The organism is Tardiphaga sp. 37S4 (assembly GCF_021044645.1).
In the GTDB taxonomy this organism is placed as follows: Bacteria; Pseudomonadota; Alphaproteobacteria; order Rhizobiales; family Xanthobacteraceae; genus Tardiphaga; species Tardiphaga robiniae.
In genome coordinates this window covers 168,173-186,919 of the sequence record NZ_CP088008.1, presented here as the reverse complement: position 1 = coordinate 186,919, position 18,747 = coordinate 168,173, and the positions used below count along the sequence as shown (strand labels likewise).

23 protein-coding genes are annotated in these 18,747 nt (G+C 61.4%); 9 read left to right on the top strand and 14 right to left on the bottom strand.

Annotation, left to right across the window (positions count from 1 at the left end):
* Window positions 1-5 precede the first annotated feature (5 nt).
* Window positions 6-2,675 carry a sensor domain-containing protein gene (locus LPB73_RS00915; RefSeq protein ID WP_231079242.1) on the bottom strand — a complete coding sequence of 890 codons (2,670 nt, stop codon included), beginning with the start codon at window positions 2,673-2,675 and terminating at the stop codon, window positions 6-8.
* Window positions 2,676-2,865: 190 nt separating this feature from the next.
* Here LPB73_RS00915 and LPB73_RS00910 point away from each other — a divergent pair, with 190 nt between their 5' ends.
* Window positions 2,866-3,969: an NAD(P)/FAD-dependent oxidoreductase gene (locus LPB73_RS00910; RefSeq protein ID WP_231079241.1), complete on the top strand. Its 1,104-nt coding sequence runs from the start codon at window positions 2,866-2,868 to the stop codon at window positions 3,967-3,969.
* 168 nt (window positions 3,970-4,137) lie between these two features.
* Here the strand turns inward: LPB73_RS00910 and LPB73_RS00905 are convergent, their stop codons facing one another.
* Entirely contained in the window at window positions 4,138-4,323 is a 186-nt protein-coding gene (locus tag LPB73_RS00905; protein ID WP_068728781.1) for a YdcH family protein, read from the bottom strand.
* A 249-nt stretch (window positions 4,324-4,572) separates the two neighbouring features.
* On the opposite strand from LPB73_RS00905, the gene LPB73_RS00900 reads away from it, so the two are divergent.
* Both LPB73_RS00900 and LPB73_RS00895 read left to right on the top strand, forming a co-directional pair.
* Window positions 4,573-4,779 (top strand): YdcH family protein, encoded by a 207-nt coding sequence (locus LPB73_RS00900; RefSeq protein ID WP_068728782.1) that lies wholly within the window; start codon window positions 4,573-4,575, stop codon window positions 4,777-4,779.
* A 425-nt stretch (window positions 4,780-5,204) separates the two neighbouring features.
* The gene (locus tag LPB73_RS00895; protein ID WP_089265896.1) at window positions 5,205-5,456 is read left to right on the top strand and encodes a hypothetical protein; all 252 of its coding nucleotides are present in this window, start codon (window positions 5,205-5,207) and stop codon (window positions 5,454-5,456) included.
* A 26-nt stretch (window positions 5,457-5,482) separates the two neighbouring features.
* On the opposite strand, the gene LPB73_RS00890 is transcribed toward LPB73_RS00895, so the two are convergent.
* A complete protein-coding gene (locus LPB73_RS00890) occupies window positions 5,483-5,851 on the bottom strand; it encodes a hypothetical protein (protein WP_349768799.1) in 369 nt (122 codons plus the stop codon).
* On the opposite strand from LPB73_RS00890, the gene LPB73_RS00885 reads away from it, so the two are divergent.
* The 3 genes from LPB73_RS00885 to LPB73_RS00875 are packed head-to-tail and all read left to right on the top strand — an operon-like array spanning window position 5,850 to window position 7,608.
* The gene (locus tag LPB73_RS00885; protein ID WP_170849526.1) at window positions 5,850-6,029 is read left to right on the top strand and encodes a hypothetical protein; all 180 of its coding nucleotides are present in this window, start codon (window positions 5,850-5,852) and stop codon (window positions 6,027-6,029) included. The two genes, LPB73_RS00890 and LPB73_RS00885, sit on opposite strands and share 2 nt — an antisense overlap.
* Complete coding sequence (gene purE / locus LPB73_RS00880; protein WP_068728790.1) at window positions 6,026-6,514, top strand: 5-(carboxyamino)imidazole ribonucleotide mutase; 489 nt, start codon at window positions 6,026-6,028, stop codon at window positions 6,512-6,514. The genes LPB73_RS00885 and purE overlap by 4 nt, the downstream gene beginning before the upstream one ends.
* A gap of 8 nt (window positions 6,515-6,522) precedes the next feature.
* The gene (locus LPB73_RS00875) at window positions 6,523-7,608 is read left to right on the top strand and encodes a 5-(carboxyamino)imidazole ribonucleotide synthase (protein ID WP_256461239.1); all 1,086 of its coding nucleotides are present in this window, start codon (window positions 6,523-6,525) and stop codon (window positions 7,606-7,608) included.
* Between the two features lie 26 nt (window positions 7,609-7,634).
* Here the strand turns inward: LPB73_RS00875 and aqpZ are convergent, their stop codons facing one another.
* Complete coding sequence (gene aqpZ / locus LPB73_RS00870) at window positions 7,635-8,357, bottom strand: aquaporin Z (protein WP_231079239.1); 723 nt, start codon at window positions 8,355-8,357, stop codon at window positions 7,635-7,637.
* Window positions 8,358-8,640: 283 nt separating this feature from the next.
* Here aqpZ and rpsU point away from each other — a divergent pair, with 283 nt between their 5' ends.
* On the top strand, window positions 8,641-8,943 hold the full coding sequence (gene rpsU, locus LPB73_RS00865) for a 30S ribosomal protein S21 (protein ID WP_089265892.1): 303 nt from the start codon (window positions 8,641-8,643) through the stop codon (window positions 8,941-8,943).
* Between the two features lie 170 nt (window positions 8,944-9,113).
* Entirely contained in the window at window positions 9,114-9,773 is a 660-nt protein-coding gene (locus LPB73_RS00860) for a tetratricopeptide repeat protein (RefSeq protein WP_175367821.1), read from the top strand.
* 85 nt (window positions 9,774-9,858) lie between these two features.
* Here LPB73_RS00860 and LPB73_RS00855 read toward each other — a convergent pair whose 3' ends face one another.
* From LPB73_RS00855 to LPB73_RS00845, 3 genes are all read right to left on the bottom strand, one after another.
* Window positions 9,859-10,695, bottom strand: a complete 837-nt coding sequence (locus tag LPB73_RS00855) for a hypothetical protein (protein ID WP_231079238.1) — start codon at window positions 10,693-10,695, stop codon at window positions 9,859-9,861.
* Between the two features lie 166 nt (window positions 10,696-10,861).
* Window positions 10,862-11,149, bottom strand: coding sequence for a cupin domain-containing protein (locus LPB73_RS00850; RefSeq protein ID WP_068730343.1), 288 nt, complete (start codon window positions 11,147-11,149; stop codon window positions 10,862-10,864).
* A gap of 20 nt (window positions 11,150-11,169) precedes the next feature.
* Complete coding sequence (locus LPB73_RS00845; RefSeq protein WP_231079237.1) at window positions 11,170-12,270, bottom strand: calcium:proton antiporter; 1,101 nt, start codon at window positions 12,268-12,270, stop codon at window positions 11,170-11,172.
* A gap of 172 nt (window positions 12,271-12,442) precedes the next feature.
* Here LPB73_RS00845 and LPB73_RS00840 point away from each other — a divergent pair, with 172 nt between their 5' ends.
* Window positions 12,443-12,835 carry a VOC family protein gene (locus LPB73_RS00840; protein WP_089265890.1) on the top strand — a complete coding sequence of 131 codons (393 nt, stop codon included), beginning with the start codon at window positions 12,443-12,445 and terminating at the stop codon, window positions 12,833-12,835.
* 64 nt (window positions 12,836-12,899) lie between these two features.
* Here the strand turns inward: LPB73_RS00840 and LPB73_RS00835 are convergent, their stop codons facing one another.
* The 7 genes from LPB73_RS00835 to LPB73_RS00805 form a co-directional block, all read right to left on the bottom strand.
* Window positions 12,900-14,303 carry an NAD(P)(+) transhydrogenase (Re/Si-specific) subunit beta gene (locus LPB73_RS00835; RefSeq protein ID WP_089265889.1) on the bottom strand — a complete coding sequence of 468 codons (1,404 nt, stop codon included), beginning with the start codon at window positions 14,301-14,303 and terminating at the stop codon, window positions 12,900-12,902.
* Between the two features lie 10 nt (window positions 14,304-14,313).
* On the bottom strand, window positions 14,314-14,628 hold the full coding sequence (locus tag LPB73_RS00830) for a proton-translocating transhydrogenase family protein (RefSeq protein ID WP_089265888.1): 315 nt from the start codon (window positions 14,626-14,628) through the stop codon (window positions 14,314-14,316).
* An 11-nt stretch (window positions 14,629-14,639) separates the two neighbouring features.
* Complete coding sequence (locus tag LPB73_RS00825) at window positions 14,640-15,770, bottom strand: Re/Si-specific NAD(P)(+) transhydrogenase subunit alpha (protein WP_120287134.1); 1,131 nt, start codon at window positions 15,768-15,770, stop codon at window positions 14,640-14,642.
* 82 nt (window positions 15,771-15,852) lie between these two features.
* Window positions 15,853-16,005, bottom strand: a complete 153-nt coding sequence (locus LPB73_RS00820; protein ID WP_089265886.1) for an aa3-type cytochrome c oxidase subunit IV — start codon at window positions 16,003-16,005, stop codon at window positions 15,853-15,855.
* A gap of 108 nt (window positions 16,006-16,113) precedes the next feature.
* Window positions 16,114-16,506, bottom strand: a complete 393-nt coding sequence (locus tag LPB73_RS00815) for a type II toxin-antitoxin system death-on-curing family toxin (protein WP_120287135.1) — start codon at window positions 16,504-16,506, stop codon at window positions 16,114-16,116.
* On the bottom strand, window positions 16,503-16,763 hold the full coding sequence (locus tag LPB73_RS00810; RefSeq protein ID WP_120287136.1) for an AbrB/MazE/SpoVT family DNA-binding domain-containing protein: 261 nt from the start codon (window positions 16,761-16,763) through the stop codon (window positions 16,503-16,505). The genes LPB73_RS00815 and LPB73_RS00810 overlap by 4 nt, the downstream gene beginning before the upstream one ends.
* A 72-nt stretch (window positions 16,764-16,835) precedes the next feature.
* Window positions 16,836-18,746 carry a M3 family oligoendopeptidase gene (locus tag LPB73_RS00805; protein WP_231079235.1) on the bottom strand — a complete coding sequence of 637 codons (1,911 nt, stop codon included), beginning with the start codon at window positions 18,744-18,746 and terminating at the stop codon, window positions 16,836-16,838.
* Window position 18,747: the final 1 nt, after the last annotated feature.

Sequence of the window (18,747 nt, the reverse complement as noted above, 5' to 3'; positions counted from 1 at the left end):
GTCGCTCAACCGACCATGCGCGCGGCGGGCGCAGCGGCGGCAATCCGTCCGACCAGCGCAGCATATTGCGCAATCGGGGCCGGACGCCCGATGAAGTAGCCTTGTACGCCGTCGCAGCCTTCGCTGGCGAGGAAGCAGAGTTGCTCGTGGGTCTCGACGCCTTCCGCAACGATCGCGACGTCGAGGCCATGGCCCAGCCCGATGACCGCGCGCACGATGGCGGCGGACTGCGGATTGAGCCCCAGATTGATCACGAAAGCGCGGTCGATCTTGATCTTGTCGAACGGGAATGCCTGCAGATAGGTCAGCGAGGAATAGCCAGAGCCGAAGTCGTCCATCGAGATGCGCACGCCGAGCGCCTTCAACCGCCGCAGCAACGCGACGCCGCGATCGAAATCCTCGATCAGCACCCCCTCGGTGATTTCCAGCTCAAGGCGACCGGGCTGCAGGCCGGTTTCGAGCAGGATCGAATGCACAAGGCCGACGAGATCACCATGCATGAACTGGGCGGGCGACAGGTTGACCGCGATCTGCAGCGGTACCGGCCATGAGGCGGCCTCAAGGCAGGCCTGACGCAGGATCCACTCACCCATCTCGACGATCAGGCCACTTTCTTCGGCCAGCGGAATGAAGTCTCCGGGCGGCACGAAACCGCGCGTCGGATGAATCCACCGCGCCAGTGCCTCGAAGCCCGTAATGTCGGCATCGACCACGGTCTGGCCGGCGCGTGCCTGGGGCTGGTAGTGCAGCGACAATTCGCCATTGCGGATCGCGGCCGAGAGGTCCTGATGCAGCACGCGGCGATCGCGCAGTTGCTGATCCATTTGCGGCTCGAAGATGCTGATCGAACCGCGCGACTGCGACTTGGCACGGAACAGCGCCGCGCCGGAATTCGCCAGCAACGCGGCCGGGTCATGGCCGTCGCGCGGGAACAGCGAGATGCCCGTGGTGACGCCTGTCCGCACCGATTTGCCCTCGATCGGGAATTCCTCCGCAAGAGCCGCGGAGATCCGCTCTGCGATCAACAGCCCGGCCGCGGGCTGCACGCCGTCGATGATCACGCCGAACTCGTCACCGCCGAGCCGCGCCACAACTCCGCCGCCCACGGCTGCATCGACACGACGCGACACCTCGATCAGCAGCTTGTCACCGATGGCATGACCGAAGACATCGTTGACCTCCTTCAGGCCGTCGAGATCGATCGACAGCACCGCGAATTCCTCGGAGGTCTCGCCGCAGGCATCGATCATCTGCGACAGGGCCTGCAAAAAGGCCGGGCGGTTCGGCAGATCGGTCAGGCCGTCGTGATAGGCCATATGCGCCATCCGCGCCTCGGTCTGGCGGCGATCGGTGACATCTTCGTGGGTCTTGATCAGATATTGCGGCTCGCCTGCTTCGTCGAGCACTGTGACCCGCCGGGTCAGGAACAGCCGCAATCCATCGCGCGTGCTGATCGGATGCTCTTCCGCAATCGGTGTTCGGCCCCTGATCGCTGCCTGATCCCGGCTGACGATCAGCTTCGCTTCTTCCGGGCGAAGCATTTCGGGAACGGTCAGACCGATAGCGTCTTCGCGCTTGCGACCCAAAATGACCTCTGCGCCGCGGTTGGCGAACAGATAACGACCGGTGCTGATCTGTTGCACCATCAGCGACACAGGAATGTTGTCGAGCACGGTCTCAAGGAATTTCTTGGCGTTCTCCAGTTCCTTGGACAGCGACTTGCGGTCGGTCACATCCTCGAACAGCGCAATCAGGAATGCCGGCTCATTGCGTTCGTTAAAGGCAATCACGCGATTGCTATCCAGCGTGCGGAGGTCTGAACCAATCTCCACATTGAACTCGCTGCGACACTGACTGCGCGTTTCCACTGCCAGGGCATCGGCTTCGGCAATCGCTTTCGCAGACTGTGCGGAGAATATCTGATCCGGTCGCTTGCCGACGATCTTATCGCGCGAGAGCCGAGAGAAGGTCTCGAAAGCCCGGTTGGCGAAGATATAGCGGCCATCGTCAATGGTCTTGGCCGCGACGCAGATCGGGACATGATCAAGGACAGATTCGAGGAACTGCTTGGTGGTCGCAAGCTCGCGCTGCAGGAAACGCTGCTCGGTGCAGTCCTCATGAATGCCAATGGCGCCGCCATTGGGAAGCCGGCTGAACTTGACGTGAACGGATTGCCCGCCGGGCATTTCGGCAATGTACTCGCCGGCGGAAACAGTCTGCTCGTAGAAGCTCTGGGTGGCCAGATCGAGCTTGCCACGCTGGCGGCGTAACTCACGCAATTCTGGACCGGTAATATCCTTGGTGATGTCGGCGCGCGTCAGGTCGTAGATCTCAAGATAGCGATCGTTGCAAAACACGACCCGCTTCTGGTCGTCGAGCATCACGATGCCTTGGCCGAGATGATTGAGGGCAGAACCGACAAACGCATTGCGACGATGCTGCTCGCGACGCACATTGCGCAGCGCCGAGGCGACCCACAGCACAATGGCGGCGAGAAATGCCAGCGCGACAAATCCACCGATGAGGATCTGCCAGATCATTTGCGGGTCGAGTTCACTGATATAATGAACCGCCGGGGATTCTGCGTGGGCTCCGGCAATGCTGCCGAGAAGGCACGCGACTGCGATGACGGACACTGCCGCCTTGCTGTCTGATCGCCCGATCTTGCCAGTCATTACACACCCGCGTATTCGCAGCGTGAGTGTTTGGTTACAGGTATGTGGATCAGGTAAATGCGTATCGTCGCACCTGCAGAATGCGGCGAAATTTGGTGGTAATTAGCTGTGATGCTTAATGTTTTACTAATGCGCCACATGCGCAAGGTCGAACCGCAGCTGACCGGCGCAGCAAACTATCGGACGCGACATGGACAAGGTTGAATGCGTGGTGGTGGGCGCCGGCGTCGTGGGTCTTGCGATCGCCCGGCGACTGGCGGAAGCGGGACGCGAGGTCATCGTGCTGGAGGCCGCGGACGCGATTGGTACCGTGACCTCGTCGCGCAACAGCGAGGTCATCCATGCCGGCATCTATTATCCGGCCGGAAGCCTGATGGCACGGCTCTGCGTCGCTGGAAAACAGGCGCTCTATGATTATTGCCGCGATCGCGGCATCCCACATCGCAACTCCGGGAAACTGATCGTCGCCACACGTCCGGAGGAGATCGCCAAACTGGCGTCGATCAAAGCGCATGCCGAAGCCAATGGCGTCGCTGATCTCGAGCAATTATCCGGGACAGAGGCACGGGCGCTGGAGCCGGCATTGGCTTGCGAAGCGGCGCTGTTGTCCCCCTCCACCGGAATCGTCGATAGCCACAGCTACATGTTGTCGCTGCGCGGTGAAGCGGAAGCCGCCGGCGCGGCCTTCGCATTCCTCGCTCCCCTGGAACGTGGCCGGGTCACCGCCGACGGTTTCGAACTGGATGTCGGCGGCGAGGCTCCGATGACACTCAGCTGCGACATGCTGATCAATTCCGCAGGCCTGTCCGCAACCGCGATCGCCCGCATGCTCGACGGCATGCCGCTCGACCTCATACCGCCCGCTTATCTGGCGAAGGGCTGCTACTTCAGCTGCAATGCGAAAGCACCGTTCTCGCGGCTGATCTATCCCGTGCCGGAACCGGGCGGCCTCGGCGTGCATCTCACGCTCGATCTGGCCGGCCAGGCGCGTTTCGGCCCTGACGTCGAGTGGGTGGATCACATCGACTACACGGTCGATCCGGCACGCGGAGAGAGGTTCTATCCGGCTATCAGGCGCTACTGGCCAAGTCTGCCGGACGGCGCATTAATGCCGAGCTATTCAGGAATGCGGCCGAAGATCGTGCCGCCCGCAGTCGCGGTGCAGGATTTCATGATCCAGGGTGCCCAGACCCATGGCGTGCCGGGCCTTATCAACCTGTTCGGCATCGAGTCACCGGGGCTGACATCATCGCTGGCCATCGCGGACTACGTGGCTGAGATGGCGGGACATTGAACGCGAAAGGTTGCAGGCGAAGCGATCCAGGCCAACCGAATACTGGAGCTTCGTCGCAAACCTATCGCGGGATGAGGGGAAGACGTCATCGCACCTACGCGAAAGCAGTGACGTAGACGGCGATGTCGATGCTGTGATTTATCGTTCGCTGATCAGTGCAGCCGTTGATCAGTGCACCGTTTCGCTGGCCCCATTTTTGAGACGCTGGATTTCGTCCCTGACCATCAGTTTTCGACGCTTGAGTTCGACGATGCGGAGATCGTCGGTAGACAGGTGCACGAGCGCTTCGTGCAATTCGCTTTCGAGAACTTTGTGCTTGCGTTCCAGTTCGACGAGATGCGCCTGTAGTGCCATTCGAAAACTCCTCGGTAGGATTGAACCTCAGGATACGTTCGGTTGGACGATGAATTCTACATGACAGTGGACATCTGTCGATGGGTATTGAAAAGTGTATTTTGAGTTTCAGGTATCGTGCGAAACGAATCGTGACCTGATCGCGCCGCAAAAACATGGAACCGGACGGCTTGCGTGGTGCGCCTGCACCGGCGATAGTCATCCTAGAAATTCCTCGCAAATGACTTGCGAATCCAGTCAGCTAGAAACATGAACGACGACGAAGATCGCGAACTCCCGTTAGAACTCGCCCGATTGCAGCAGGAACATCGCGACCTCGACGCCGCTATCGATGCCTTGCAACATTCACCGGCACCCGATCTTTTGCGACTGCAACGGTTGAAGAAGAGGAAGCTTCAGCTGAAAGACCGGATCTCCTTTATCGAAGACCAGATCACCCCGGATATTATTGCCTGAGACAACGCGTCGCGCTGTGGCTGTGGGTTGAAGAACGGCCAGGACTGCGAACTCAACGCGCGATGATCGATGGATCGGCTTTCTTTAACTCGCGGTGAATGCAGCAGGCTGGGCGTTGAACTCGCCCGTCGTCAAAACCTTGCTTCGCGACGGCCGCCGCTCTTTTCGCGCGGCATCGTAGGCACGACAGCCAGACTTAATTCTGGCCAGCATCGCATTGTGGCGCGGTGAAAACTGCTGGGCTCCGCGAATTGATCGCCATGGCGCTCGCGCTGGCCGACGTGACGCTCGCAACGCGCAAGCCAGCTATTGCGGCCTGACAGGAGCGGAATGGGGCGACTGCAAACGAGGCGCTGTCGAAACTTGACAATAAGAACAAAATAAGAACATTCTCGTGCCGAGATCAATCGACTCGTGAGGGCACCATGGCCGATATCACCTATTATGTCGCACTGCCCTTCTTACACGACGACTCTGGTTCGCCGGCCGCCGGTGCCGCCGAGGAATGTCAGAGCGCATCCGGCGCCATCCGCCGCGCCGAACTATTGTCCCGTGCGCCAGGTTCGATCGGCGCACTGGCCTTCAGCCGTACCGGCGATCCGATGATCGGCGAGTTCGGCGACGCCCAGGTGATCCGCGCCTTTGGCGAAGTGCCAAACGACCTCAGCGCGCTGTAAGGGCGCCAACGCCGACAATCGACTAACTACACTTTCGCGCGTCGCGCGGTCTTGCGCACATACATCGCCCTGTCGGCCTGAACCAACGCGGCTTCGCCATCGACATCGGGACCCAGCAGTGCGACGCCTGCAGAGGCGCCAGCCGACACGTTGATGTCGCGGAAGACGAAAGTGAGCTGGTCGATCGCCACGGCGCGGGTCAGCTCGCGGGCAAATCCACGGCGGTTGAGAATGTCGAGCAGGAAGTCGGTTTCCGCCGAAGCTCGCAATTCGGCAATCTTCGCCTCGGCCTGTGTGAGTTGCGCTTCCAGCCGCCGAATCGTGAGCGCTACCGCCGACGCGCGGCTTTTCGGCAGCGACACCAACGCCTTGGAACCCCGAACTGCCGGCTTCATGGAACGTTTGACCGACTTTGCAGCAGGCGTTCGGGTTTTCTTTTGCATGGGATTTGTTACAAGGCTTGCCAGTCTTCACCAAGACGAGATCATGTTTGCCACGCTCCTTGCCACGCAAGGGGACGACATTGTATTTCCAGCCTATCTTTCTGGATTCGCGAAAGAAAATACGGAATGACCGCGCCCGTCGCCATTATTATGGGAAGCCAGTCGGACTGGGAAACCATGCGCCACGCCGCCGAAACGCTGACTGCGCTCGGCGTGTCCCATGAGGCGCGCATCGTCTCGGCCCACCGCACGCCGGACCGGCTGGTCGCATTCGCCAAGGGCGCCAAGGCAGCGGGCTTCCAGATCATCATCGCCGGTGCCGGCGGCGCTGCGCATTTGCCCGGCATGGCCGCGGCGCTGACGGAACTCCCGGTATTCGGCGTGCCCGTGGAATCCAAGGCGCTATCCGGCGTCGACTCGCTTTATTCGATCGTACAGATGCCGGGCGGCGTGCCCGTCGGCACGCTGGCCATCGGCAAGCCCGGCGCGATCAATGCGGCACTGCTCGCAGCGAGCGTGCTGGCGCTGCACGATACAGCACTGGCGACAAAGCTCGCCGCCTGGCGCAAGGCGCAGACCGATGCCGTGGCTGAAAAGCCGGAAGGTGCGGCGTGAGCGCTGTGGTGACGAAGGTTCTCAAGCCGGGCGATACGATCGGCATTCTCGGTGGCGGCCAGCTCGGTCGCATGTTGGCGATGTCCGCAGCGCGCCTCGGCCTCCGCTGTCAGGTTTTTTCACCGGATCCGGATTCGCCGGCTTTCGATGTCGTGCAGAACGCGACATGCGCTGAATATGCGGATGTCGAGGCGCTCGAACTGTTCGCCAGTGATTGCGACGTCATCACCTACGAATTCGAGAACGTGCCGGCCGCCACCGCGATGATCCTCGACGCGCGGCGCCCGGTTCTGCCCGCACAGACAATCCTGCAGACCACGCAGGATCGTCTGGCCGAGAAGGATTTTGTAACGTCACTGGGTATCGGCACGGCCGGTTACGCAGGCGTTGCGAACGCTGGCGAGCTTCATGCAGCGGTCAAGAAGATCGGTCTGCCAGCTGTCATCAAGACGCGTCGCTTCGGTTATGACGGCAAGGGCCAGGCAATCATCCGCGAGGGTGACGATCTCGATCAGGTCTGGAAGGATCTCGGCACCAATTCCGCGATCCTTGAAGCCTTCGTGCCGTTCGAACGCGAGGTTTCGGTCATCGCTGCACGCGGCGCCGACGGTCACGTCGAATGTTTCGACGTCACCGAAAACGAGCACCGCGATCACATCCTGAAATTCTCCTATGCGCCCGCGCACATCTCTGACGCGCTTGCCGCGAAGGCACGCGAGATCGCCGAGAAGATCGGCACTGCGCTGGGCTATGTCGGCGTCTTTGCCGTCGAACTGTTTGTCGTGCCCGGTAAGGACAGCGCGACGCTTGTCGTGAACGAAATTGCGCCGCGCGTGCATAATTCCGGCCACTGGACGCTCGATGGCGCCTCAGTGTCGCAATTCGAACAGCACATCCGCGCCATCGCCGGCTGGCCGCTCGCCAAACCCGTCCGCCACGGCCAGGTCACCATGATCAACCTGATCGGCGACGATATTCTCGACTACGGCAAGTGGCTCACCGTCCCCGGCGCCACCGTGCATCTCTATGGCAAGGGCGCGCCGAAGCCCGGCCGCAAGATGGGCCACGTGGTTGAGGTGAAGCCGGCGACGTAACGACGCCGGCTTCACCGCCTCATTCGTCAGGTGGCCGCCTTGCCTTCCACTACGCCAGCGGGCTCGTCACTCAGCCAGCGATAGATCGCGCCGCCGAGAACACCGCCAACCAACGGCGCCACCCAGAACAGCCACAACTGCTGCAGTGCCCAGCCGCCGACAAACAATGCCGGCCCCGTGCTGCGCGCCGGATTCACCGACGTGTTGGTGACTGGAATGCTGACGAGGTGGATCATCACCAGCGCAAGCCCGATTGCCAGCGGCGCGAAGCCCGCAGGGGCCTTGCCGTGCGTGGACCCCATAATGATGAACAGGAACATCATGGTCATCACCACTTCCATGATGAAGCCCGCGACCATGCTGTATTTGCCGGGCGAATGATCGCCGTAGCCGTTCGACGCAAAGCCCTTGGCAAGGTCGAAACCGGCAGCGCCGCTGGCGATGACATACAACACGGCCGCACCTGCAACCGCACCGACGACCTGCGCAATCACATAAGGGAGAATCTGGCCGGCGGGAAAACGTCCACCTGCCGCAAGGCCCACGGTGACCGCAGGATTGAGATGGCAGCCCGAAACGTGGCCGATGGCATAGGCCATGGTCACGACGCTGAGGCCGAAGGCCAGCGAGACGCCGACGAGACCGATACCGACCTGCGGAAATGCTGCCGCGATTACGGCACTGCCGCAGCCTGCAAATGTGAGCCAAAAGGCGCCGATCAGCTCGGCCGCGTATTTTTTCCCATTCATGATGCTCTCCGGTCGTAATCGGCGTCCCGGCTGAGTCGCCACGGGAATTATGCGTCCGTGCTCCAATACCTGTCGAGACAGGGAACCTGCCCTATCCCCACCCGGGAAAATTCGGAAAAAATAGGTTATTTTCCCGGCCCAGAAGGTTAAAATGACGGCGCCGCAAGGTGGACATTCGCCATTTCATCTGGTACATCGGCGCCCTTGAGGTTAAGGGCATGGCCTTTGTCGGCCCTTCACTTTACCGAAATTCAAATCCGATCAATTGAAAAGAGGATGCCGCGTGCAGGTTCTCGTTCGCGATAATAACGTCGATCAGGCTCTCAAGGCGCTGAAGAAGAAGATGCAGCGCGAGGGTATTTTCCGCGAGATGAAGCTCCGCGGTCACTACGAGAAGCCCTCTGAGAAGAAGGCTCGCGAGAAGGCTGAGGCTGTGCGTCGCGCACGCAAGCTGGCTCGCAAGAAGCTGCAGCGCGAAGGCCTGCTGCCGATGAAGCCGAAGCCGGTGTTCGGCGCGGGTCCTGGCGCCGATCGTGGCGGCCGTCCCGGCGCTGGCGGCGCGGGCGCTCCGCGTCCGGCGCGCTAAGCGCACTTCATCCACCGAGTTTGATAACGCGGGCCAAAGCCCGCGTTATTTTTTTGCGCAGTTGCTTTTTGCGCGAACTACTTCTTTGGCGCGCTGGTCTTGATCGGGTGCATTTTGCCCGATGTCGCGCTACCAATAGGTCATTGGTCGCTGCGTGAGATTGGCCCTGCATGGAATGTCCCGTCCGCAAGTCCCCGTCCCGCTTCGGCGCCCGCGGTCTTACCGCGATTGCCCTTATCGTTACGGGTCTGTGCGGCACCGGATGCTCGTTCAACCTGTCGTCACTAACACCAGGGTCTGACAAGGACGAACCGAAGACGACGGCTCTGGCGCCTCCGCCGCCCGCGAATGCCGGCAAGACCAATCCGCAGGATGCACAGATCCACGCTGCACGCGCGCAGGCGCTCGCACAATCCGGCAAACCCGATGACGCGCTGCTGGCCTTCAATCAGGCACTCGACCTCGATCCGCACAGTGCGCAGACCTTCTACCAACGCGGGCTGCTCTATCAGTCCGAGAAGAAATATGAATTTGCCATCGCGGATTTTACGTCGGCCAACGGCCTGACGCCGCAGCAGGCCGATCCCCTGCTCGGCCGCGCGCAATGCTATCTCGCCCTCGGCAAAAACCAGGAAGCCGCAGCGGATCTCGACGAGGCTTCGCAGGTGGCACCGGGCAATGCGCAGGTCTGGCTGACCCGCGGCGCGACCTATGAGAAGCTTGGCGACAGGGCCAAGGCCGCAGACTCCTACAGCCGCGCGGTCGCGCTGCGCCCGAAGGACGATGCCGCGCGGAACGGCCTCGCCCGCACGGGTGGACGCGCGGGCTAGCTAAAGCTGGCAGGAGTCAGGCTGATACCAATACGACGTCGCCCTGCATGCGTGAGAGCGGCGCGCGGAAAATCCACCGTTTCCCTTACCGCTCGAACGGGCGCGGGATCACCGAATTGAACACCGACTTTGCCGCAGACAGCACATCTTCGGCCACGTTGGTGCGCTCAGATCGCGGTGTGCCAGCAGCATCCGCCTGCAGATCCATCGGCTGCGGCGTCGGGATGTCACCGGGCGGACGAATGCGACGTACTTCGGGGCGTTCGGCCTGCGAGGGCATGGGATCGAGCTTCTCGACGCTTGGCGTCGCCACCACGATCGGCGGTGGCAGCTGCTGCATCGACGGAGGGGAAACAGTCCGTGCGGCTTCCTGCACCCGAGGCGCCTCCGGTGCACGCGGAGTCTCAGGCGCACGGGCAGCTTCCTGGGGTCGCGGCTCGCTGCGGTTCAGGCGCTCGATGGCAGCACGGGCGAGATCGTTGGCGTCGCGGCGTTCATCCGCGCTGGCATTCGCCGCTGGCGCAGTGCCCACGGTGGCAAGGACCGGCGCAGGCGCGGCCGGAGCCGGCGCGGGTTTGGCCGCTGCCTTCTCGCGCAATGCCGGCTGATGGCGACGCGGCTCGGGTGTCGTGGCCGCCTCGGGCTTTTCGATGCTGGCCTTCTCGACCACTGGCTTATCGCCGGCCTTGGCCGGGGCCGATTCGGGCAGATTGGCGAGGTCGGCAGAATTCTCGGCGGGCTTGGCTGTCGCTGCCTTGGTGTCAGGCTTCGGCTCCGCAGACGTCGATGCGACAGCCGCAGCGGGGCGATCCGGGCTCGCCTTCGGGATGATGTAGTGATTGACGATATAGGCACCCACGATCGTCGCCAGAATCGACGGCAAGATATCGATGGTGAACTTCGAGAGATACTTGTGCAGCATGAACCGGCCTCTTCCCCAAGCTGCTTCATGCTAGGAATTTGAGGCTGATTCAGGGATCAATCGCGACGGATCGAAGGCAAAGTTCCAATCCGTCGCATTGAATTGTTTCAGGTCGTCCTCAGCAGGCTAAGCACGATGAACCGGCAGCCGCTGGAGGCAGACAAGGTTAAGCTTTCTTAACCTCGACCTCGAGAAACACGATTTCCTTGTCGGTTTCATTCAGAACGTCATGCTCGACGCCTGCCTTGCGGAAATAGGATTTGCCGGTCGTGATCGGCGCCTGCGAACGGGTGCCGTCCGGCGCAACGATGGTCATCACGCTCGTGGTGATCGGAACGATCACATAGTCCATCCCATGGGTGTGGTGACCAGTCGCCGCGCCAGGCGCGAGTCGCCATTCGGTGACGCGAACTTCGGGCGTGTCCTGCTGAACGTCGGACTGGGCAGCGAGCATCGTCTCATTCTCCAAAGTGGTCACGGCACAAACACCATGAAGATGAATACCGCAAACACTACCAAGTGAACCAGCCCGAACAGGATGTTTGTGCGTCCGGTGCCAAAGGTCAGCATGCTCAGCACGAAGGTCATCACCAGCAGCACCATCTTCTGCGCACTGAGACCGAGCACCAGTTCCTTGTTTAACGCATAGGCTGCCACCGCAACCGCAGGTATCGTCAGTCCGATGGTGGCGAGCGATGAACCGAGTGCGAGGTTGATGCTCTTCTGCAGATCGTTGCCACGCGCGGCAGAAATGGCGGCGACGCTTTCCGGCAGCAGGATCAGCAGCGCCACGAGAATACCGGCAAAGGCTTCCGGCGCGCCGATCCGTTCAATGCCGGCATCCACCACCAGCGAGAATTTCTTCGCCAGCAGCACCACCGCCAGCAACGAGACCAGCAGCAAAACGGCGCTGACGGCCAGAAGACGGTTGGAAACATGCCCGCCTGCGGCACCTTCGCTACTTCCGTCTGCAACGAAGTAATCCTGATGTCGGATGGTCTGTGTGTAGAGAAACACCGCATAGAGCATGATGGTGGCAACGCTGACGAAGGCGAGCTGTGCGTTCGAATAGAAAGGTCCCGGAGTGGTCAGGGTGTAGTTCGGCAGGATCAGTGTGATCGTCGCCATCACAATCAGTACGCTGAGATAAATATTCGACCCCGTGACCTGAAAATCCTGCTCTCGGTAACGCAACCCTCCGACGAGGATGCAGATGCCAACCAACCCGTTGCAAACGATCATCACCACCGCGAAGACAGTATCGCGCGCCAGCGTCGGGACGGCCTTGTCACCCAGCATGATGGAGGCGATCAGCGCCACCTCGATGATAGTCACGGCCAGTGTCAGCAACAGCGTGCCGAACGGTTCGCCGATCTTGTGTGCGATGACTTCGGCATGATGCACGGCGGCGAACACCGTGCCGAACAGGATGACCAGCAGAACGACCGCGAACACAATGCCAGCAGTCGTCTCCGTGAATCCGATCCCGAGCGAAGGAATCGACGTCGCGACAAAAAGCAGAACGGCCAACGTGGGGAAAATCCAGGACGATCTGGGCATGGGATGTGCTGACATCAAGCAAGTGTCCTGATTGAAAACGGGTTCGGCAGCAAGCGACACGCCGCTATTGCAGACCCATAAAACCGATTGCGCGGCGGGATCATGCCGTCTCGCCAAACTGCATATGATGCGTATAGTTGCGTATCACCTGAAGGTGAGTTTGCAAGAAAGTGGGAGAGGAAGCGAGATGTTTTCACATGTCATGATCGGCACCAACGACCTCGAAGCCGCGAAGTCGTTTTATGACAAGCTGCTCGGCACGCTGGGCGTCCCGCCCGGCGCCGTCGATCGCCACCGGGTTTTCTGGCGGACCAAGACCGGTACTTTCTCGGTGTCGAAGCCGATCAATGGCGAGCCTGCTTGCGCTGCCAATGGCGGCACCATCGGCTTTCTCGCCAAATCGCAGGAAGAAGCCGATGCCTGGCACGCCGCCGGCATCGCCAATGGCGCCACCACCTGCGAAGAACCGCCGGGCATCCGCGAAGGCGGCGTGAAGCTTTATCTGGCCTATCTGCGCGACCCCGACGGCAACAAGCTGTGCGCGCTGTATCGCTTGCCAAAGGAAGACGCTGCGAGCTGACCTTTCAAACAAAAAACGCCCGGCTTGTAGCCGGGCGTTTTGATGAAGGTCATCAGGGTGGGACTTACATCGCCTTCACGATGTTCTCCGTCACCTTCTTCGCGTCGCCGAGCAGCATCATGGTGTTGTCGCGATAGAACAGCGGGTTATCGATGCCGGCATAGCCGGACGCCAGCGAGCGCTTGATGAACATCACGGTGCCGGCCTTCCACACCTGCAGCACCGGCATGCCGTAGATCGGCGAAGTCTTGTCGTCTTCCGCCGCCGGATTGGTGACGTCGTTGGCGCCGATCACGAAGGCGATGTCAGCCTGCGCGAATTCCGAATTGATGTCCTCGAGTTCGAACACCTCATCATAAGGCACGTTGGCTTCCGCCAGCAGCACGTTCATGTGGCCGGGCATACGGCCTGCCACCGGATGAATGGCGTATTTCACCTCGACGCCTTCCTTCTTCAGCGTGTCGGCCATCTCTCTCAAAGCATGCTGCGCCTGCGCCACCGCCATGCCGTAGCCGGGCACGATGATGACCTTCTGCGCATTCTTCATGATGAAGGCCGCGTCGTCCGCCGAGCCGAGCTTGGCCGGCTTCTGTTCGCCCGAGCCACCACCGGCCGCCGCGGTCTCGCCGCCGAAGCCGCCGAGGATGACCGAGATGAAGGAACGGTTCATCGCGTGGCACATGATGTAGGACAGGATCGCGCCGGACGAGCCGACCAGCGCACCGGTGATGATCAGCGCGGAATTGCCCAGCGTGAAGCCAATGCCCGCGGCTGCCCAGCCGGAATAGGAGTTCAGCATCGAGATCACGACCGGCATGTCGGCGCCGCCGATCGGGATGATCAGCAGCGCGCCGAGCACCAGCGCGATGACGGTGATGAGCCAGAAGTCGACGGCACTGCCCGAACGGACCAGACCGAAGATGAAGAACACTAGCGCCAGGGCAAGCGCGATATTGATGATGTGACGCGCCGGCAGGATGATCGGCGAGCCGCTCATGCGGCCGGAGAGCTTGGCGAACGCGATCACCGAGCCGGTGAAGGTCAGCGCGCCGATGGCGACGCCGAGCGACATTTCGACGAGGCTGGCGCCGACGATCTTCTTGGTTACCGGATCGAGAATGCCGAAGGCTTCCGGCGCATAGAACGCGCCCGCGGCAACCAGCACAGCGGCCATGCCGACCAGCGAGTGGAAGGCCGCGACCAGTTCGGGCATCGAGGTCATCGGCACGCGCTTGGCGATGACCGCGCCGATGCCGCCACCGATGGCGATACCGAGGATCACCAGGACCCAGCCGAGCCCATCGGCCGGCGGATGCGCGGCCAGCGTGGTGCCCACGGCGATGACCATGCCGGCCATACCGAGGAAATTGCCCTGGCGGCTGGACGCCGGGCTGGACAGCCCGCGCAGCGACAGGATGAAGAGGATGCCCGCGACGAGATAGAGCAGTGCGGCGAGATTGGCGTTCATCGGGCTGCCCTTACTTCTTTTTCTTCTGGTACATCGCAAGCATGCGCTGCGTGACCAGGAAGCCGCCGAAAATATTGACGCATGCAAAGATCAGCGCGACGAAGCCGAAGCCGCGCGCCAAGGCGCCGCCACTGCCGACCATATTGACGCCGACCGCGAGCAGTGCGCCGACCACGATCACCGAGGAGATCGCGTTGGTCACCGACATCAGCGGCGTATGCAGCGCGGGCGTCACCGACCACACCACGAAATACCCGACGAACACGGCGAGCACGAAGATCGAGAGCTGAAAGACGAACGGGCTGACCAGCGAGGCATGATCCATGGCAGCGCTCCTTAAGCGGTCTTCGGCTGAAAGTTCGGATGAATGACGGCGCCGTCCTTGGTCAAAGCCGTTGCCTTGACCAGTTCGTCGTCCCAGTTCACCGCGAGCGCCTTGGTCTCTTTGTTGACCAACGTTTCGATGAACGAGAACAGATTGCGCGCATAGAGGCTCGACGCCGAGGCGGCGACGCGGCCGGCGACATTGGTATAACCAACGATCTTGATGCCGTTGACGTCAGCGACTTCGCCGGGCTTGGCGCCTTCGACATTGCCGCCGCGTTCGACCGCAAGATCGACCAGCACCGAACCGGGCTTCATGGACGCCACCATCTCGGCGGTGACCAGACGCGGCGCCGGACGGCCCGGGATCAGCGCGGTGGTGATAATGATGTCCTGCTTCTTGATGTGCTCGGCGGTGAGCGCGGCCTGCTTGGCCTGATATTCCTTGGACATTTCCTTGGCGTAACCGCCGGCAGTCTGCGCGTTCTTGAACTCGTCGTCTTCCACGGCCAGGAATTTCGCGCCGAGGCTCTCGACCTGCTCTTTGGTGGCCGGACGCACATCCGTCGCGGTGACCACCGCGCCCAAGCGGCGCGCGGTCGCGATCGCCTGCAGGCCGGCGACGCCGACGCCCATCACGAATACCTTGGCGGCCGGAATGGTGCCGGCCGCGGTCATCATCATCGGGAAGGCGCGGCCGAAGCTCTCGGCGGCCTCGATGACGGCGCGGTAGCCGGCGAGATTGGCCTGGCTGGACAGCACGTCCATCACCTGCGCACGGGTGATGCGCGGCATCAGCTCCATCGCGAAGGCCGACACGCCGGCATCCGCCATCGCCTTCAGCGCCGCGTCGTTGCCATAGGGGTCCATGATCGCGATCACCAGCGCACCGCGCTTGTAACCGGCTAGTTCGGACACCTCAGGACGCTTCACCTTGATGACGATGTCGGCATCCTTCACCGCATCGGCGCTGATGGTGGCGCCGACGGCCGTGTATTCCGAATCCGGCAGGCCGGACTTGATGCCGGCGCCAGGCTCAATCGCCACATCGACGCCGAGCGCCTTGAACTTCTTCACCGTGTCGGGCGAGATCGCCACGCGCGGTTCGGACGGATCGATTTCCTTGGCAACGGCAATCTTCATGGGGCCTCCGGCGGCGCAAGGCACGCGCGTGAGCAAACAGGACAGGACGCCACCCGAGTCGGGCGGCGCAATCGGCGATAGATCAGGTGAGGAAGATGCCCATCAGGGCCACGATGGCGATGACGCCGATGGTGCCCCACTTCACCAGCATGAGAAAGCCCTCATAGGTCTGCTCATGCGCCGGATAGTCGTTGCCATCGGCCGTGGTGTAAGCGACTTCGCTGTGATCGGACATCAGGGTCTCCCGCCTCGTATTTCGTATGTTGCCACGGAATTAGCGCAATTGGATATGGAGAGCAACGGTTCGTGGCATACCACGGCAATCTTTACATACCGCAGTGCATTAGGCGGGCCAGTTGTCCCGAATCCAGCGCGTGAGCGATTGCTCGCTGACTTCGCCGGCAGCAAGGGCAAGGATGATCTCTGTAGCTTCGCCGGGATCTGGGGCGAACGAGATATCATTCATGCGCAAGAACACCATCATCGCATGAAAGGCGATGCGTTTGTTGCCATCAACGAACGCATGATTTTTGGCGAGACCGTATCCATAAGCTGCAGCAAGCGCCGCCATATCAGTCTCGCCGTAATGCCATTGATTGATCGGCCGTAGCACTGCCGACTCAAGGAGGCCGTGGTCCCGAACACCTTCGGGACCACCAAACATAGCAAGCTGTTCCGCGTGCATGTCGATTACTTCATCGACATCAAGCCACAATGGCTCGAATGTCGCGTTCATTTGGCCAGCGCGGCGAATGTATCCCTGTATTCGTGCATCACCTTGCGGGCGATTTCCATCGTCCGCGCATGCTTCGGATTGAAGGGAGACAGCCGCAAGCTTCCGTCTGGCTGTTCAACCGGATAGAATTTGTCGCCCTCCTTCAAATTGAGGCGCGCGAGCAATTCCTTCGGCAAAATCACTCCCACCGAATTACCAATTTTACGAATTTGAAGCGCCGTTGCCTCGAATTCGGGATTCCGGGCAGCTCCATTCATAGGTCCAGCTCCCTGTTGTACGGAATGTATAACAGAAAGCTCGCGTACGTACAACAAATGTTTTACGTACGCCTACCCCATCGCTTCAAGCTCATCGATCATCCCGGCGATGACTGACAGGCCGCCGTCCCAGAAGGTCGGGTCCTTGGCGTCGAGGCCGAAGGGCTTGAGCAATTCGGAATAGTGCTTGGTGCCTCCAGCGGCGAGCATCGCGAGGTAGCGATCCGCAAACCCTTCCTGGGCGTTCTCGTAGACCGCATAGAGCGAGTTCACCAAGCAATCGCCGAAGGCATAGGCATAGACGTAGAACGGCGAATGGATGAAGTGCGGGATGTACATCCAGAAGTTCTCGTAACCCGGCTTGATCTCGATCGCGGGCCCGAGGCTTTCGGTTTGCACGCTGAGCCAGAGTTCGCCGAGCCGCTGCGCCGTGAGTTCGCCGTGGCGACGCTCGGTGTGAACAGCGCGCTCGAATGAATAGAACGCGATCTGCCGCACCACCGTGTTGATCATGTCCTCGACCTTCCCCGCCAGCAGCGCCTGACGCTGCTTGGCGCTCCTGGTCTGCGACAGCAGTCGCTTGAAGGTCAGCATCTCGCCGAACACGCTGGCGGTTTCGGCCAGCGTCAGCGGCGTCGGCGCCATCAGCGCGCCGTTGCGGGCGGCGAGCACCTGATGCACGCCGTGGCCGAGTTCGTGGGCGAGCGTCATGACATCGCGCGGCTTACCCTGATAGTTCATCAACACATAGGGATGCGCCGACGGCGTGGTCGGATGCGAGAACGCTCCGGGCGCCTTGCCCGGGCGCACCGGCGCATCGATCCAGCGATCGGTGAAGAAGCGCTTGGCGATATTGGCCATGTCGGGTGAAAACGCGCCATAGGCGGTCAGCACCATGTCCTGCGCGTCCGACCATGGAATCGTGCCGGTCGGTGCGAATGGCAGCGGCGCGTTGCGGTCCCAATGGGCGAGCTTCTTCTTGCCGAACCAGCGCGCCTTCAACTGATAGTAGCGATGCGACAGCCGCGGATAGGCCGCGCGCACCGATGATACTAGTGCGTCCACCACTTCGCGCTCGACGCGATTGTTGAGATGGCGGGAATCCGCAATGTCCTGGAAACCGCGCCAGCGGTCGGAGATTTCCTTGTCCTTGGCCAGCGTATTGGTGATCAGCGCGAAGGTGCGCTCATTGGCCTTGAAGGTTTTCGCCAGCGCTTGCCCGGCCGCCTTGCGCTTGGCCGGAGCGCGGTCCTGCAGCATGGTCAACGTTGGCTCGATCGCCAACTCCTTGCCGCCGAGCTTGAAGCGAAGCCCCGCGATTGTCTGATCAAACAGGCGGTTGAAGGCGCCATAACCGGTCTGGGACTTTTCGTGAAACAGCTGCTCGACGCGGTCTTCGAGCTGATAGGGCTTGTCCTTGCGGCTGTCTTCGATCCACGGCCGGTAGTGGCCAAGCTCGGGCGTCTGCATCGCCTGCTCGATCACGGCATCGTCGACACGATTGAGTTCGAGGCCGAAGAAGAGGAGATGCACCGACGCCGCGGTGATGCGCTCGGAGACGTCGCCGTAGAATTTCGAAATCGCAGGATCGACGCTGTCGCCGGCATGGACGAGACCGGCATAGGAGCCGAGCCGGCCGGCCAGATCGTCGATCGCCTCATAACGGCGAACAGCGCCCGCGAGCCACACACCGCCGCCGGGCTTAGCCGTCTCTTCCGCGAGCTTGCCCTTGTAATCGGCTTCGAATGCCGCGCATTCGGCGTCAATCTTGTCGAGATCCCCGGCAATCTCCGGCGCGTCGATCGCCGTGTAGAGATCCGCAAGATTCCATTCCGGCAGCTTGCCCCCCGGCGATTTGGCCGATGATTTCGACGCCAGCTTGCTCACCGCTTTTTTGGCCGGAGCGGATTTGCGCGAAACAGTTTTGCGAGAAGCGGTCTTTCGAGCAGGCTTGGCAGTCCGAGCAGTCGCAGATTTCGTCATG

What these genes read in the sequence shown, in the direction of transcription:
- LPB73_RS00915 (WP_231079242.1), bottom strand. Translation starts at nt 2,675, where the DNA reads ATGACTGGCAAGATCGGGCGATCAGACAGCAAGGCGGCAGTGTCCGTC.
- LPB73_RS00910 (WP_231079241.1), top strand. Translation starts at nt 2,866, where the DNA reads ATGGACAAGGTTGAATGCGTGGTGGTGGGCGCCGGCGTCGTGGGTCTT.
- LPB73_RS00905 (WP_068728781.1), bottom strand. Translation starts at nt 4,323, where the DNA reads ATGGCACTACAGGCGCATCTCGTCGAACTGGAACGCAAGCACAAAGTT.
- LPB73_RS00900 (WP_068728782.1), top strand. Translation starts at nt 4,573, where the DNA reads ATGAACGACGACGAAGATCGCGAACTCCCGTTAGAACTCGCCCGATTG.
- LPB73_RS00895 (WP_089265896.1), top strand. Translation starts at nt 5,205, where the DNA reads ATGGCCGATATCACCTATTATGTCGCACTGCCCTTCTTACACGACGAC.
- LPB73_RS00885 (WP_170849526.1), top strand. Translation starts at nt 5,850, where the DNA reads ATGGAACGTTTGACCGACTTTGCAGCAGGCGTTCGGGTTTTCTTTTGC.
- LPB73_RS00890 (WP_349768799.1), bottom strand. Translation starts at nt 5,851, where the DNA reads ATGAAGCCGGCAGTTCGGGGTTCCAAGGCGTTGGTGTCGCTGCCGAAA.
- purE (WP_068728790.1), top strand. Translation starts at nt 6,026, where the DNA reads ATGACCGCGCCCGTCGCCATTATTATGGGAAGCCAGTCGGACTGGGAA.
- aqpZ (WP_231079239.1), bottom strand. Translation starts at nt 8,357, where the DNA reads ATGAATGGGAAAAAATACGCGGCCGAGCTGATCGGCGCCTTTTGGCTC.
- LPB73_RS00860 (WP_175367821.1), top strand. Translation starts at nt 9,114, where the DNA reads ATGGAATGTCCCGTCCGCAAGTCCCCGTCCCGCTTCGGCGCCCGCGGT.
- LPB73_RS00855 (WP_231079238.1), bottom strand. Translation starts at nt 10,695, where the DNA reads ATGCTGCACAAGTATCTCTCGAAGTTCACCATCGATATCTTGCCGTCG.
- LPB73_RS00850 (WP_068730343.1), bottom strand. Translation starts at nt 11,149, where the DNA reads ATGCTCGCTGCCCAGTCCGACGTTCAGCAGGACACGCCCGAAGTTCGC.
- LPB73_RS00845 (WP_231079237.1), bottom strand. Translation starts at nt 12,270, where the DNA reads ATGTCAGCACATCCCATGCCCAGATCGTCCTGGATTTTCCCCACGTTG.
- LPB73_RS00840 (WP_089265890.1), top strand. Translation starts at nt 12,443, where the DNA reads ATGTTTTCACATGTCATGATCGGCACCAACGACCTCGAAGCCGCGAAG.
- LPB73_RS00835 (WP_089265889.1), bottom strand. Translation starts at nt 14,303, where the DNA reads ATGAACGCCAATCTCGCCGCACTGCTCTATCTCGTCGCGGGCATCCTC.
- LPB73_RS00830 (WP_089265888.1), bottom strand. Translation starts at nt 14,628, where the DNA reads ATGGATCATGCCTCGCTGGTCAGCCCGTTCGTCTTTCAGCTCTCGATC.
- LPB73_RS00825 (WP_120287134.1), bottom strand. Translation starts at nt 15,770, where the DNA reads ATGAAGATTGCCGTTGCCAAGGAAATCGATCCGTCCGAACCGCGCGTG.
- LPB73_RS00820 (WP_089265886.1), bottom strand. Translation starts at nt 16,005, where the DNA reads ATGTCCGATCACAGCGAAGTCGCTTACACCACGGCCGATGGCAACGAC.
- LPB73_RS00815 (WP_120287135.1), bottom strand. Translation starts at nt 16,506, where the DNA reads ATGAACGCGACATTCGAGCCATTGTGGCTTGATGTCGATGAAGTAATC.
- LPB73_RS00810 (WP_120287136.1), bottom strand. Translation starts at nt 16,763, where the DNA reads ATGAATGGAGCTGCCCGGAATCCCGAATTCGAGGCAACGGCGCTTCAA.
- LPB73_RS00805 (WP_231079235.1), bottom strand. Translation starts at nt 18,746, where the DNA reads ATGACGAAATCTGCGACTGCTCGGACTGCCAAGCCTGCTCGAAAGACC.